General features: G+C 54.5%; 9 protein-coding genes, 1 pseudogene and 1 riboswitch. Of the genes and pseudogenes, 1 reads left to right on the forward strand and 9 read right to left on the reverse strand.

Annotated elements, in window-relative coordinates; translation table 11 throughout:
• A pseudogene (locus tag AC6RNO_RS34745) lies at positions 1-1,186 on the reverse strand (HNH endonuclease); the annotation flags it as partial.
• 1,437 nt (positions 1,187-2,623) lie between these two features.
• Here AC6RNO_RS34745 and AC6RNO_RS34750 point away from each other — a divergent pair.
• Positions 2,624-4,087: a phosphodiester glycosidase family protein gene (locus AC6RNO_RS34750; protein ID WP_497108228.1), complete on the forward strand. Its 1,464-nt coding sequence runs from the start codon at positions 2,624-2,626 to the stop codon at positions 4,085-4,087.
• 12 nt (positions 4,088-4,099) lie between these two features.
• Here AC6RNO_RS34750 and AC6RNO_RS34755 read toward each other — a convergent pair whose 3' ends face one another.
• From AC6RNO_RS34755 to AC6RNO_RS34790, 8 genes are all read right to left on the reverse strand, one after another.
• Entirely contained in the window at positions 4,100-4,759 is a 660-nt protein-coding gene (locus AC6RNO_RS34755) for a hypothetical protein (RefSeq protein WP_497108229.1), read from the reverse strand.
• A gap of 169 nt (positions 4,760-4,928) precedes the next feature.
• On the reverse strand, positions 4,929-5,807 hold the full coding sequence (locus AC6RNO_RS34760; protein ID WP_497108230.1) for an NlpC/P60 family protein: 879 nt from the start codon (positions 5,805-5,807) through the stop codon (positions 4,929-4,931).
• Between the two features lie 4 nt (positions 5,808-5,811).
• Positions 5,812-5,962, reverse strand: a riboswitch (cyclic di-AMP (ydaO/yuaA leader).
• 96 nt (positions 5,963-6,058) lie between these two features.
• Positions 6,059-7,711, reverse strand: a complete 1,653-nt coding sequence (locus AC6RNO_RS34765; protein WP_497108231.1) for a DUF8769 domain-containing protein — start codon at positions 7,709-7,711, stop codon at positions 6,059-6,061.
• A gap of 25 nt (positions 7,712-7,736) precedes the next feature.
• Positions 7,737-9,821, reverse strand: coding sequence for an ROK family protein (locus AC6RNO_RS34770; protein WP_497108232.1), 2,085 nt, complete (start codon positions 9,819-9,821; stop codon positions 7,737-7,739).
• A 9-nt stretch (positions 9,822-9,830) separates the two neighbouring features.
• Positions 9,831-10,790, reverse strand: coding sequence for a TIM barrel protein (locus AC6RNO_RS34775; RefSeq protein WP_497108233.1), 960 nt, complete (start codon positions 10,788-10,790; stop codon positions 9,831-9,833).
• Between the two features lie 91 nt (positions 10,791-10,881).
• Positions 10,882-11,754 carry an ABC transporter permease subunit gene (locus tag AC6RNO_RS34780; protein WP_497108234.1) on the reverse strand — a complete coding sequence of 291 codons (873 nt, stop codon included), beginning with the start codon at positions 11,752-11,754 and terminating at the stop codon, positions 10,882-10,884.
• Positions 11,755-11,785: 31 nt separating this feature from the next.
• Positions 11,786-12,691, reverse strand: coding sequence for an ABC transporter permease subunit (locus tag AC6RNO_RS34785; protein WP_497108245.1), 906 nt, complete (start codon positions 12,689-12,691; stop codon positions 11,786-11,788).
• A 105-nt stretch (positions 12,692-12,796) separates the two neighbouring features.
• Positions 12,797-14,401, reverse strand: coding sequence for an extracellular solute-binding protein (locus tag AC6RNO_RS34790; protein WP_497108235.1), 1,605 nt, complete (start codon positions 14,399-14,401; stop codon positions 12,797-12,799).
• Between the last annotated feature and the right edge of the window lie 60 nt (positions 14,402-14,461).

A 14,461-nucleotide genomic window follows, 5' to 3' on the forward strand; every position in this document is an offset into this window, starting at 1 on the left:
CTGCCAACCCCAGAACGGTTTCCTCTACAACCGTGCCGATTCCTGCCAGGATGCCAGCGCTCATCGGATCAAATTCTTTGTACGCTTCCCATGCTTTCTTGATAGGTCCGAAAAGCGCACCGGATGTCGCGCCGCTCATCAACTCCCGGAACGCATCGGCGGGGGAGTAATCGCTAAAGTCGCTCACTTCCCCTCGCTGGACATCCGAGACGGCTTTCGCTCCTACTGCGACGGCTCCCGCCGCCATTACGCCGGCTGCTACGGCTCCGATCACCACCGCTCCGGCTCCTAACGTCGCTACGGTAACTGCCGCAACTACCGCTACCACGGCCACAACCGCCAGTGCGCCCAGCACGTTGCCCGCCAGCTTCCCCCAGCTAAATTTCTTTTTCTCCGGCGGCGGGGGCGGAGGCGGCGGCGTCCCTTGCTTCGGCTCGTCGTCAAACGGCGCATACGAGGTGCGGTCTCTTCCTTCCGCTCTTACGCTCGCCCCCAGGAAATGGTACTCGCTCTCGATCGAGAAGCCGCTTTGCGCGCTCAGCTTCTTCGCCATGAGCTGGCTAGTCGCGTAGATGACCACACGCTTGGGCGTGTAGAGCGAGATGTCCGCCTTCGCGTTCAGCGTCAGCTTCTTGTGGCTCGTCATCGTCACGCCCACCGCATCGTCGAAGCTCAGCTTCAGCGGCTCCTTGCTCCCGCCCGTCAGGTTGATCGCCGTCGGCGTCAGCTCCAGCTCGCTCCCGTGCTCCGTCCCGAAGTAGCGTTTGCTCGGGTCGCCTGTTTTGGCGCAGCTGCCGCCATTGGTGCGCACTGCCCCTACGACGATCGCCTGCCGTCCCTCAGCATCGGGAATGTACAGACTGGCACGAGTCCCCGCCTTCGGCATGCTGTACATGGCGCTACCGGTCGCCGGCGCGAATGGGAACCAATGCGCCTTGTCCTTCGGCTGCTCGCGGTCCACGCTCAGGTGCAGCTTCACCTGCTCGCCCTTGACCTCCAGCACTTCCCCTTCCAGCGAGACGCCCGTCAGCTTCTCGTTGTAGATAGGGCTCCTGCGAATCCCGTCTGCGCGTGACAAACGGTAACTGTACACGAATTGTCCGCGGTTCATGCGACCGGTAACTTCGCCGACCACCATCCGTTTGCCTCGGAATTCAAGCTCATCCCCTAGGGACAAGCGCTCCATGCTGTCTACCTCATAATAAAAGAAATCCGTATCGTGCAGCNGCCCGCCACTTCGCTGACCACCATCCGTTTGCCGCGAAACCAGACCTCATCTCCGATTGCTGCCCGTTCCGGGCTTTCTATCTCATAGTAAAAGAAATCCGTATCGTGCAGCCCTGCCTCATAACCGCCGGCCCGTTGAAAAGCCAGCAGGTCCTTGCCAGCCTTATACGGCGTATCCTCCGGCAGACTGACGCTTTTCCCTTGCGGCATGCCAAAAAACAGCTTGGGCCTTGCTTCCAAGATATCACAGACAACGACGCTTTGGAAATGGCTTGCCAGACGCTTCAGCAGTTCCCAGTCCGTCTCCTCGTACTGGATCACCGGCGCTCCGATCGCTGCGCCTTGGGCCACACTGTACAGCACATCCTGATGCGGATAGGCTTGCAAGAGCTCCCGGATGAGCGCCGGATAGTCCATCGACACATCCTGAAACGTTCGCCGCCGCTTGGCGACATCCAGCATATGCGAACCGGACAGCCCTTCCAGTTCGATGCCGTATATGCCGTTGGCATGCGTCATGTTCACTGCGCTCACAAAGCCCTTGAACAACGTCGTTTCCCGCTGGCCGTCNAGTCCATCGACTCATCCTGAAACGTTCGCCGCCGCTTGGCGACATCCAGCATATGCGAACCGGACAGCCCTTCCAGTTCGATGCCGTATATGCCGTTGGCATGCGTCATGTTCACTGCGCTTACAAAACCTTTGAACAGCGTCGTTTCCCTCTGACCGTCGTATTCGTAGACATGGATCTCATCGCTTGCCGATGCTTGCTGCGCTGCGTTTACGTTGACAGCCTCATCTACGATTCCACGCACGATCAGCCGTCCATGCTCCCCCGGCTTCCACTCGATTTGCACATCCTCGAGCCGAAGGATCGGATACGCGGTTTTGACCCGGATCTGTTCAAAGCCTGCCATGGCCCTCACCTCCGTTTCCTTTACTCATCCTGTATTGGCTGTTGTTGATAAACGTAATATAGCCTTTGTGACATCATTATTCATTACCCATATGCTATATTTTGTAATATTTCGTCCCTATCGTTCCATATATTACCTTAATATGCAAAGTAATTCTGTGAATAATCTAACATTTTTGTCGGACGCTTGTTGGCAAAATGGCCCAACCCCTTTCGCGGAAAGGGGTTGGGCCATTTTGAATTTTTTTCACAAAGAGGTGAACGAATGCTCGCTGGAAATAAATCGCCAAGGTATGCCGGAAGGCATGCTTCCTAAGAGTCTATCCGATGAACTGTGTAGAAGGTATATGCAAAATGATAGTGTTGATGCAGCATGAGCGGCAGTATATACTGTCATTATTCATTGGGTATGTACAAAAGCAACTTCCGCTCGCCAGACCCCCCAGTTATCCCTGCCTAAGAAAGGACGAACTCTTCCAAATGACTATGACTATCAAGCACTGCTCACTCACCGTGAAAATAGGGCTGCTCGGCTGTCTGCTCCTGTCCGCAGCCTGCTATCCGGCAGGGGCCGCTTCCGCGGATGACTCCGTTCAATCCGGGAGCAAGACGCTCGCGTACAACGGCAAAACTTTTACAGCCAAGTGGGTTTCGATCGATCTTACGGACCCCACTCTGCGGGTCAAGCCCGTTACGGCCGCCGACGGCATCGGGCATGTCGAATCTTTCAGCTCCATGATGGAGCGCAATCATGCGGCGGCAGGCATCAATGGCACGTTTTTCGACGCTTATGAAGAGGACGACACGATTCGCTATCCGAACGGGCTGCTCATCGATTCAGGCGATGTCGTGCACTCCGGCACCAACCCGTCCTTGCTCGTCCTCGCCGACAAGACGGTAAGCGTGGGGTACTTCGGAACCGGACACCAAATAAGCGTTGCCCATGGCGGCAGCGCCTACAAGTTCACCGCCTGGGGAGTGAACAAATATTACGGAGATTCCGTAGACGATCAAATCATCTGGTACACGAGAGCTTTCGGGGAACGGATCGATTTTCCGAATTCGACCAAAATCGTCGTTCAAGCAGGTGTTATCACTGCGATCACCGAAGACGGGGCCGCCATCCCTGAAGACGGACAAGTGTGCCTTGTCGGCCGCAGCGCCAACAATCTGGCCCATGTCCTGCCGAACATCCATGTGGGAGACGCCATACGCCTAACGTCAACGCTGGACGGCGGCTCGGGAACCACTCCCGCGCTGCCCCGGGTGGACGCAGCCGTAGGCGCCGGTCCGCGCCTGCTCGCCGGCGGCGCCGTCGATATCGATTACGAGAGAGACGGCTTCACCGATCCGCGAATTACGACACAGTCGAATGTGCGCAGCTTTATCGGCGTTGACGAATCACGCCGTCTGGTGATGGGCACGATGTCTTCGGCGACGATCGACGACATGGCGCATGTGCTTCAGGACATGGGCTTGACGGATGCCATGAACCTCGATGGAGGCGCGAGCTCCGCCCTGTATGCGGATGGCGTCACGCTCACCGCACCCGGGCGCCTGCTCAGCAATGCACTTGTGGTGGAAAGGCTCCGGTATCCGCAAATTCAAGTTGAAGTGAACGGGCAATTCGTGAACGAGTTCAGGGGATATTTGCTCCAGGAGACGAGCATGGTGCCGTTTCGCGGCATTTTGGAGAGGATCGGGGCGAAGTTTGACTGGAACGGGAACACGCGCACGCTAACGGTTCAGTACGGAGCCAACCGCCTGCTCCTGCATCCGGACGATCCCGTCATGCTGTGGAACGACAAGCGGGTAGTTCTGCCCGCCGCTCCCGCCATCGTGGACGGCCACATCTATATGCCGCTTCGCACCGTCATGGAGTCGCTCGGCGGGCAGGTCGCCTGGGACGCCGCGCTGTACCGCGCTTCCCTTACTTTTCCATAACCGCCGCTCTTATCAGTGAATCCTGTTCATGCGCACGATTCTGTAATAAAACTGGCCGCCGACTTGCTGCTCGACCTCCAGATACCCTTCCACATGGACGTAATCGCCTGTCATGTAGCCGATTGCGTCGGAAGTGCCGCTGTGAGCCAGAAAAAGCATGGCGGCCTTTTCATTGCTAACGACGAAGCCCGTCTGCTCCTTGACCTGGAACTTGTCGATAATCGTGCCGTGATGAGATCTTGCAATATGATGAAAGCGCCAGGCGCCGTCTTCCTTATTCAAAAAATAGAGCACCCGGTTCCGGACGCTGCCGCTGAATTCCCGGGTAACGCCGACTAGGCAGACGCCGCTGTTCAACATGAGAAATTCATCGATCTCGTAGTGCTTCAAACGCAGGCGCTGCAAGTTTTTATAGTGCAGATAGACTTCCATTTCGTCCACCGTGCTTTGATCGGCCGGGTCCTGCTTCGTGGCATAATACACTTCTCTAATAAAAGTATCCGTTTGGAGGTTCCGCGCGCCTTGAAAATTGTCGTATGTCTGAAAAAAACGACGGATCACGTCCATAATTTCCGGAGGGATCGCAGCGCTTATTTCCGCAGCATGATTATTGTTCATGATAACCGCTGTATTTTTTCTTAAAAACCACCGCTTCAAGACTGCTGTCAGCATGGAGATTGCCGTTCACCCGCTTCCTCTTTCTCCGAACATTTCTTCATTATAGGCGAAAAACGATAAAAATTCGATATAAATCGCAATTTTTCAACACAAAAAAGAAACATCCGTTTTCCGTGGCTTGCACAAAACAGATGTTTCTTTCATTTTTCAGACAGGCTAGCTTCTATATGATTCTCTTGGCGCCAACGTATCTCGCGCCCCAATACTTGCTCGACAAACTCTCGACGGCTACTCCTCTTGAAGAGGTGGATGAAATAAATTGATCATTCCCTAAATAAATACCGACATGATCGACAACACCGCGGCCAAAAAAGACCAAATCTCCCACCTTCAGATCGGATACCGGCGTTCCGGCATCGCTGTACATTTCGGCGGAAGTTCTCGGAAGATCGATTCCTTCCGCTTCAAACACATAACCGACAAGACCCGAGCAGTCAAATCCGCGCGGCGTCGTTCCGCCCCATTTGTACGGGACTCCCATGTAATTGCTCGCCGTCTGCACGATCAGATCGGTCATGGACGGCTGAGGCGGCGCAGGCGCAGGTGCGGGCGGTTCCGGCGGCGCCGTCCAGGCCGGCTTGTGGGGCTTGCCGTCCGCATTCACGATCGCGATCTGATTCGCATCGCTCCACTCGATCTTGGAACCGAACGTTTCCGTAATAAAACGAAGCGGTACGTATGTACTTCCCTGGATAAAAGCCGGGCTGCTCTCCAGGCTGATTTTCTTGCTGCCCACAAGCGCTTGCTGCTCGTCCGTCCTCAGTGAAACGACCTGATCCTTGGTCAACACCGAGACGGCGACCTCGCCTCCTTGCTTCGCCCATTTCACTTCATAGCCCAGTTTGTCGGTTACGGCCCTTAACGGCACTTGCAAATTCCCTTTTTTGTCGATAAAAGGCTGCGCGTCCGTAAACTGCACGATGTCGTCGTTGACCTGGACTTTGACTGAAAGCGCTTGAGAAGCTTCCGCTTGGGCAGGCAGCAAAGCAGCGCCGGATACTGCTGCGCCGATAAAAGCGCATGAATAAACAAGACGTTTCAAAAAGATTGCCTCCCTGAGCCTCCGAGGTTAGTTGACGGGTTCGGGAAGAGGAATTCCCTTGACCGGTTCGGACATCCGAACCGATCTTTCACCCCAAATGAAGAAGTCCCCCGTACCGGAGCTTGTGCTGCTCCAAGATTCGGCATTTTTTTTTACTTTGATAGACTAGCATAGAATTCGGACAAATTTCAAATTTTGCGTCGCGGTAAAAATTCCCAAGGCCAAATCAGGCGTTTTGCCTGCTCCCAGCCTTAAGCCGGATCGCGCTCGACGCGGAGCGCAAACCTCATATGAGCGCCGGAAACTTGCGGCCGGTAGCGGTATACCACTTCAACGCGATTGTCAAAAACGTTGATTTCAGGCGCAGGCGCATCGGCCTCTATGCGGCAAGTCAGCCCAGGCATTGTCCACACATCGGGAGCTATGTCGGCGTCGTGAATATGCTTGCCCGTAATTTCGAAAAACAGCTCGATCTCCGCATTCGTCTGAAAATGAACGTCAACCGCGAGCCGGTCCTGCCCCGCTTCGGCATCGAACGCAATGCCTCTCAGATGCGTGTTCCAATGCTTGCCCGCTTCCCGGCGAATCAGCCTCATATAATACTTGTCTCCATCGCCGGTTCGCCAGTGCATCGTCGCAGGATGCATTTGCCCGTTCGTGTTGCGGCTCCCGGTCATCCCGCCGATCATCAGATTGTCTTCGATCCAGGCCGTCGCCGTGCACAGATTCGAATTAGCGCCGGGGCGATCCCGTTCGCACAGCTCTCTGAACTGCTTCCGGGCCAGCCGCCGGCCCTGGAACGCAGCCAGCGCCGGTTTAACGGCCGGCGGCACGTCGACCCCAACCAGAGCGATCATCGGGTCATGCTCGGATTCGCAATTGATCCCGGCGAGATACTCGTAGCCCTGGCCCAAAGCCAGGTAAAGAAAGACGCCGATCGAGCTGTGATCTCTCATTTCCATCTCATAGGCGCGCGAGAACGGCCCCGACAAATTTTCCAGATTCGGATTGTAAAATAAAGCGATGTTCGCCCACAGTCCTTGCTCGACCTCGCGGCCGATCCGCCGGAACGAGTCCGTCTTGCTGTAGTTCCGCCAAAGCCCCAGCACGGTCAGATCGACGCCGTAATACGTCGTTGTATTAAACTCCGCGAATGACCCGAATTCCGCGAAAGCCTCAATGAACTTGCCCGCCTCCCGGTCGGCATGCCCGATCCAGTCCGCGATGCCGTACCGGTGTCCGAAATAGTGGCAGATGAACATATGCATAAGCTCGATGTTGGTGTTCATCGGGATGGCATCCGACAAACGCCGGTCGATGGACGCTTCCACCGCTTTGCGCATGCAGGAATCCATCCGGGCGACAAGCTTGGCGGGCAGGCTGTCCGCCCAATTTTCCAGGATGACGGCGAACGCGCAGGCAATGAATTCCCGCCAGTTCGGATCATAGGTCGTCCAAACCGTCGGCAGCACATCGTCTACAGCGGTTTGAAACGATTCTCTCGCCGCCGGATCGTCGAGCCGGTCGGATATTTTCCCGAACGTATCGGCCAAAAAGAAGGCGAAGCCCGGCGCAAAAGATTTCCAGGGAAAGCTGCCGGCCGGAGGGTGCGGCACCTGAGGGGCCGTGCGAAACGTGCCGTGATAGATTTCATCCGGACAATCGTACTGCATGTCCATCACCGTAGCGAGCACTTCGCAAGCTCTTGCCAAGTCTCCCGGAGAGTTCCGGAGCAGCAGTCCTATCGCATAGTGCGCGCTCCCCCGCGTATAATGAAGCTGCTCATTTTCTTTATCCCGCAGCAGTTTCATTTCCTCATCGTAATGCAGATCCATATCCGCCATGGCGTGATCGACCAGATAACGCTGTTCGGCCGTCATGCTTTCCATCATGTTTAAGCTCATACCGTCACATCTTCCCTTCATTCAGTCAGTTCCGGGTTGCAAATAAGGATACGGCCCCCAGCATGCCGGCCTCATTGCCGCAAAGCGCAGGCACGATGCGCGTCAGCCCCTGAAAATCGGCCGTTAAATAAGAGTCTACCTTGGCTGCGATCCGGTCGGTTAAAAACGTTTTTTGCGCGGAGACGCCCCCGCCCACAATAATCAGCCCGGGGTCCAGCACGTAGATAAGATCGGCAATGCCTTTGGCTACCTCGTCCATCCACCTGTCGACAGGCTCGGCCCATGCGGAATCTCCGCTTTTGACCCGTTCGAATATGGACTGGCCATTGACGCCGGACGCCGCCGTTTCCTCCAGCTGCCTGTCAAGCACGCTCTTGACTAAGGCCGAAGTGGAAGCCCGCGTCTCATAGCTGCCGGTCTGCATACGGCTCATATGCATGTAGCCGATTTCCGCAGCGCGGAAGTGCGAGCCTTTGTACAGCCTGGAGTCCAAGACGATAGCTCCGCCGATGCCCGTTCCGAGCGCGATGCAGAAAAACGTCCGCTCGCCTTTGCCGGCGCCCATCCAGGCCTCGCCCAGCGCAGCCGCGTTGACATCGTTGATGACCTGCGTCTCCAGTCTCGTGCGCAACTCCAGCTCGCGCTTCAAGTTCACGCCCTTCAGGCACGGGATGTTCTCGATGCCCCCTACGATCGTGCCCGAGTCGTCGACAATGCCTGCCGTGCTAATGGCGATGCCGCTGATCGGGCCCTCTTTTTCGCGAAACCGGCGGACTTCGCTCGTCAGCTTTTCAATAAATGCCTCGCTGTCTTCCGACGCCTGTGTTGCCAAAGATCCGCCCGCCAGCACCTCGCCGGCTTCGTCGACGATCCCGTATTTCACGCTCGTTCCGCCGATATCGAAAGCGATGTAACGCTTTTTCCGCTTTTCCGCTGGCAGCGAACCGGTCTGCTGCCGCTTGAAGCCGTAGGCGACAAATACCAGCATAACAGCTCCGAGCAGCGAGCTCAACGCGCAGACCAGATTCATGGCGGAAGGGCCGCCCTTTTCCAGCAAAAAGCCGTTCAGCATATTGCCCGCGATGCCCGCAAGCCCTACGAACACCATATTGAATACGCTTTGTCCGGTGGCCTGCATCTCTTTATGCACAATCCGCGAGACGTACTCGACGGCGGCAACGTAAAAAAGGCCGAACGACAGCCCCTGCAGCACTTGCACGGCGACCATCACGCTTGGAATCGGGAACATATACTGGATGATCCAGCGCACCATATAGGCCAGCGTCGCCAGCAGCATCGTTTTTTCATTGCCCAGCCGCTTGATAACGAAAGAGGCGGCGAACATCGACGGCACATTGGAAAATGCGGCGATCATCAGCGCGACTCCCGAGAGAGCGTACGAACCGCCTACCATCTGGAACACGACGACAAAATACGTATTGAACGCCGTCAACGTCTGATTGACCAGAAAACAGGCGCCCAAAAACAAAACGAACCGCTTGTTGCCGAACAGCTCCCCGATCCCGTCGATGAAAGGCCGGCTTTTGACATGGTATTCCTTCTGGGCAGGCAGCGCAAGCACGATCATCACGCCCAGGCAGCTGAACAGCATAAACGGGATCCACAATTGATTAGGCATGTAATACGATAAAAAAAAGCCGGCTCCATAGCCGCCCAGCGCATTGCCGACGCTCTGGAAGCTGCGGATCGAGCCGTAGGAGGAGCCTGCGGATCGGGCGGCCGACACGGCGAAAGCGTCGCCGATCGGGGCCTGCGGGGCCGTGAAGACGGTAGCCGCCATATAAGCCGCTATCATCAGAAATACGGACGGCGCCTGATACAGAATCGATAACAGGGCCGGTACGGCCAGACTCAGGAGCAGGATCGATTTGGTCATCTGGTAGCGGTCCGCTAACCGGCCCCAGAGCAGCTGCGCGCCCAGAATGGCCAGCGAAGCTATCGACATCATGATGCCGATATGGCTTTTGGCCAAACCGCCTTGCACGAAGATGGTCGTCATATAAGGGTTGAGCAAACCGCCCGCAAGCCCTGTGCATAAGTAAAGCGCCCGAAGTTTGAACAAGGTGGACAACCGCGCTCCCGCTTTCATCGGTTCACCTCATCCTTTGGCGGCCGGCAGCTGCGCGATGCGGTTCACAATGAGATTGTGGCTATCTTCAATCGCTTCCGGCTCGCAAAGCGCCTTGAGCTCGTAAACCTTCACAGGCGCCGCCTGAATGACCGGCAGGAACCGGTCAAAAAAGCTCATGTCGCCGCTGTGCACATAAGGGCACCAATGATCGGACAAGCCGATCGTTTCGTGAATGTGAACGCCGACGACACGCTCTTTCATCGCGTTCGCTTCGGCCGCATTGTCGTAGAGGCCCATCCGGTCCATCATCATGCCGTGGCCGATGTCATACCATAAGCCGAGCGCGGCACCCTGCAGCCGGTCGATGATCGCCCCCGCCTCCTGCAGCGTCGGCATCTGGTAGCAGCGGGAACGGGTTTCGATCCCGATGGCGATTTTCCAGCCCTTCTGCGCAATCCGGTCGCAAGCGGTATAGAGGCTGTCGACGATCCTGTTCATATAGTGGCCGCTCAGCGCTTCCCTGCGCTCCAGCATGTCCCGCCACAGCTTCCGGTACGCCTCCGACTCAGGGCCCTCGTCCTTGTAAATCGCCTTGAGCGCCTCATCGATATTGTAGTCGAACGGCACTTCGCCGGGATGGACGACGACCGCCTCCGCCCCGTAACGGTGCGCGTATTCCGCCGACTGCACGAGCAGTTCGACAGCCTTGCGGCGCTTTTCTTCATCGTCAAAACCGAGCAGCACCGAATCGGTGCCGTAATCCGGATCAGGCGTGTGCGGGAACGTGTTGTGCACGCTGGATACGCCGATTTCCCCGTGTTCGATCATCGGCTCGATCGTCGCTAAAAACTCCCGGTTTACGTTATAGTTCAGTTCAACCCGGCTGAAGCCGAGCGAGCGGATTTCCTCGATCATGTCCCTTCCGTTCGTATGCTTCTTGATGTTCCAGCAGGTCGAAAACGAATATTCGCCTTTCGGTTGATGCATGTTGATTTCCTCCTCCTATGCAAGCATGGAGTCCGGCGGGCGGAGTTACTTTTGTATACCTTCTACGGAGTTCCCCCGCCAGACTGCCAGGTCAGCCTTTCACGGCTCCGACCATAATTCCCGAAACGAAATACTTTTGCAGCCAAGGATATATGATCAAAATCGGCACCGTTGCGAACATAATGCTGGCCGCCTTCAAGCTTTCCGGCAGCACCTGAACGATCTGCGCGCCTTCCATCTGCAATTGGTCGGATATTTGGCTGTTCATAATGAGTTGATACAGCTTGAGCTGCAGCGGATACAGCTTCGGATCTGTAATGTAAAACAACGTATCGATAAAACCGTTCCAGCGGTTTACCGCATAGAACAGGCCCAGCGTGGCGATAATCGGCATCGACAAAGGGAGCATGATGCGGACCAGCGTACCGAAATGGCTGCTTCCGTCCAGCTCGGCGGATTCTTCCAGACTCTTGGGGATCGAATTAAAAAACGTGATCAAAATAATCAAATAAAACGGATTGATCATCTGCGGAAGAATCAACGACCAGGTCGTATTGATCAAATGCAATTGCTTGACCAGAATGTATTCCGGAATAATACCGCCGCTGAAAAACATCGTGACCACGATCAAATACATGAAAAACTTTCTGCCTTTAAGCTCCGTTTTCGTAAGCGGGTAAGCTGCGGCAATCGTCATGACAATACATACAATTGTAAAAAGAACCGTCAAAAAAATCGAGTACCCCAAAGAATGGAGCATCATCGGATCCATCAACACATGGGAATAAGCTTCAAAATTGAGATCGACGGGAAAAATGGTAACCATTCCGGTCAAAATCGGCGCATTGGAACTGAGCGAAACCGAAATAATGTGCAGCAGCGGCACCAGGCTCAAAAATAAAAACAGAATCAAAAATGCGATATTGACGATATCAAAAGTGCGGTCTGCCGCTTTGGCGTTCATGCGCTCGCTCCTCCTTTCTGGATTAAAACGTTTAAATAATGCCCTGATCGGTCGTTTTCTTGGAAATATAGTTGGATGCGAGAATAAAGACAAGTCCGACTACCGCCTGGAAAAAGCCCACCGCTGTCGCTACGGAGTACTGGCCGGACTGCAGCCCCATTTTATAAACAAACGTACTGAGCACTTCCGAAAATTCGCGGACCTGCACATTGCCGATCACGAAAGGACGGTCAAAGCCAATCTGCACCATCTCGCCCAATTTTAAAATCAAAAGAACGATAATCGTCGGTTTGATGCCCGGTATCGTAATATGCCAAATTCGGTTCAGGCGCCCCGCTCCATCGACTTCAGCCGCCTCATACAGCTCTTTGCTGATGCCGGTCAGCGCCGCCAAATAAATGATCGTGCCCCAGCCTGCGCTCTGCCATACACCCGTACCCAAATAAGTAAGCAGCCAATAATATTTATCCGATAAAAACGGAATCGGTCCGATACCCAAATAACCGAGCATGTGATTGAGAATTCCCGTATTCGTGCTGAAAACCTGGTAGACGATTCCGCCGATAATGATCCAAGATATGAAATGCGGCAAATACAGTATCGTTTGCGAAACTTTTTTAAACCAGACGATTCTAAGCTCATTGAGCATAATGGCAAGTATGATAGGTGCCGGAAATGAAACGATCAAATCCAGAAAATTAAGCATGAACGTGTTTTTTAACGCTGTGTAAAAATCCTGCATTTTAAATACGGCTCGAAACGTATCCAGCCCTACCCAAGGGCTCCCCGATATGCCTTGAAAAAGGTTGTAGTCTTCGAAAGCGATCAAGACGCCGTACATGGGACCATATTTGAATATAATGAAAAACACGATCGGGAGCGCAAGCAAGGCATACAGCTGCCAATATCTGTTCAAATACACGGAGAAACCTTTCAACTGCTCCACCTTCCTCCACCGTTACTCTCGGATTATCAAGCGCCGCTTCATGCATGAAAGCTCGAACTTGCCCGGACTTCCATGCATGAAGCCAGCTGCCGGAGATTACTTCTTCATATTTTTGTAGGCTTCCGTCCGCTCCTTCAGGATGGCATCGCCGCCGTTCGTCATGTAGTCCTTCAACATGTCGTCATACGTTTTGTCGAAATCGGCGGGCTTGGCCAGCATCGACTTCACGATAAGCTGCTCGTATTTTTCTTGCAGCGCTTTGCCGTATTTTCCTTCGGCTTCGATCGGGCGTTGGAACCTTACAGGCGAGAGGCCGTCCGTCGAGCCGTTTTTGTAGGCCTGCGTCGCATCCTTGCGGTTGGCTTCAATGAAAGCCAGCGACAGTGCTTCCGTATTTTTATCCGCGCTGCCGAAGTCCGTTCCGTTCGTAATAATCGTGTAGTCGCCCTTGTTGTAAAAGCTTTGCTTCGTATCTTCGTTATCGAGCGGAACGGGCAAGCTGTTAGTCAACGTGTAGTTTTTGCTTTCTTCTCCGTACGTCATCGCGTACAGCACATCTTTTTGGGACATCCAATCCAAATATTGGATTGCTTCGGCGGCATTTTTGCTCGTTTTCGGAATGATAATGTTCAGTGCCGCAGGAATGTAAGCCGGCTTCGTATGCTTGCCTTCCTCGTTCGTATACGGGTCAAGCGGAGCAAGCTTGGCTCCCGGAACCGTTTTTTGCAAAACCGTATACGTATCGGGAGGGCTGGTCAAATAAGATTCCCCCGCATCCTCTGCGTACATGCCGACTTTGCCCGTCGCAATGTCCTGGTACATTTTCTTTTTATCTTTATCGAGCGCAAAATCAGGACTGACCAATCCTTCGTTATAAAGCTTGTTCAGGAAACGGACCCCGTCCTTATGCCCGGGCAGCAGCAGCGTATATTCGCTGGAACCGAGCTGCTGCGTCAGCGTGTAGCGCTCTTCTTCGCTTACTTTTTTGATGAAAGACCAAATGATCGGCTCATAAGAAGCGTTCGTCAAGGAGAAGCCGAGCGGAATCGTTTGGTCGCCTCCCGGTTTCTTTTCCTTAAAGGTTTTGAGCGTCTGGTACACCTCATCCGTCGTTTTCGGGGCCGGGAGACCGAGCTTATCGAGCCAATCCTGGCGAATTTCCGAGGAATATTTGCCCAAATAAACCCGTTTACCCGGAATCGCATATTGTTTGCCGTCATAAGTGCCGTAAGCAAGCGTATCTTTGCCCAGGTATGTCTTCAGGTTAGTACCGTACTGATCGAGCAGCGCTCCGATCTCTGCGACTCCTCCCTGCTGTACGTACCTGTAGATGACGTTGGAGTCGTAAGTGAACACAATATCCGGCGCGTCGCCGCTGGCCATCAGCACGTTCAGCTTCTCAACCTCCTGCGATCTGGGCACAGGCACGAACTCGACTTTGATGTTTGTCTTTTTAGTAAAGTTGTCTTCCACATACTTCGTTAAATAGTTGTTTGTCACCGACTTGCCTGCCGGCGAGTTGCCCCGGTCGAATACCTCGACCTTGATCGTTACAGGCTTTTTCTCCGCTGTGCCCGCTTCCTTGCCGGTCTGAACCCCCGAATTGCCGTTTGAGCTTGAACAAGCAGACAACACGCTAACGAGCGTCAGCATCATCACTGCCTGTTTGCCGAACCTGCTGTGCACCAACCTCTTCTTCATTGCCCTCAACTCCCTGTCTCCCTGATTTATCGTCGTCCCGCTTCGTCCGGGAACACCTAC

The sequence above is a fragment of the Paenibacillus sp. sgz302190 genome, from assembly GCF_059820445.1.

Coding starts and splice junctions, on each gene's coding strand:
- AC6RNO_RS34780 (WP_497108234.1), bottom strand. CDS start 11,754: ATGAACGCCAAAGCGGCAGACCGCACTTTTGATATCGTCAATATCGCA.
- AC6RNO_RS34750 (WP_497108228.1), top strand. CDS start 2,624: ATGACTATGACTATCAAGCACTGCTCACTCACCGTGAAAATAGGGCTG.
- AC6RNO_RS34790 (WP_497108235.1), bottom strand. CDS start 14,401: ATGAAGAAGAGGTTGGTGCACAGCAGGTTCGGCAAACAGGCAGTGATG.
- AC6RNO_RS34775 (WP_497108233.1), bottom strand. CDS start 10,790: ATGCATCAACCGAAAGGCGAATATTCGTTTTCGACCTGCTGGAACATC.
- AC6RNO_RS34770 (WP_497108232.1), bottom strand. CDS start 9,821: ATGAAAGCGGGAGCGCGGTTGTCCACCTTGTTCAAACTTCGGGCGCTT.
- AC6RNO_RS34755 (WP_497108229.1), bottom strand. CDS start 4,759: ATGCTGACAGCAGTCTTGAAGCGGTGGTTTTTAAGAAAAAATACAGCG.
- AC6RNO_RS34765 (WP_497108231.1), bottom strand. CDS start 7,711: ATGAGCTTAAACATGATGGAAAGCATGACGGCCGAACAGCGTTATCTG.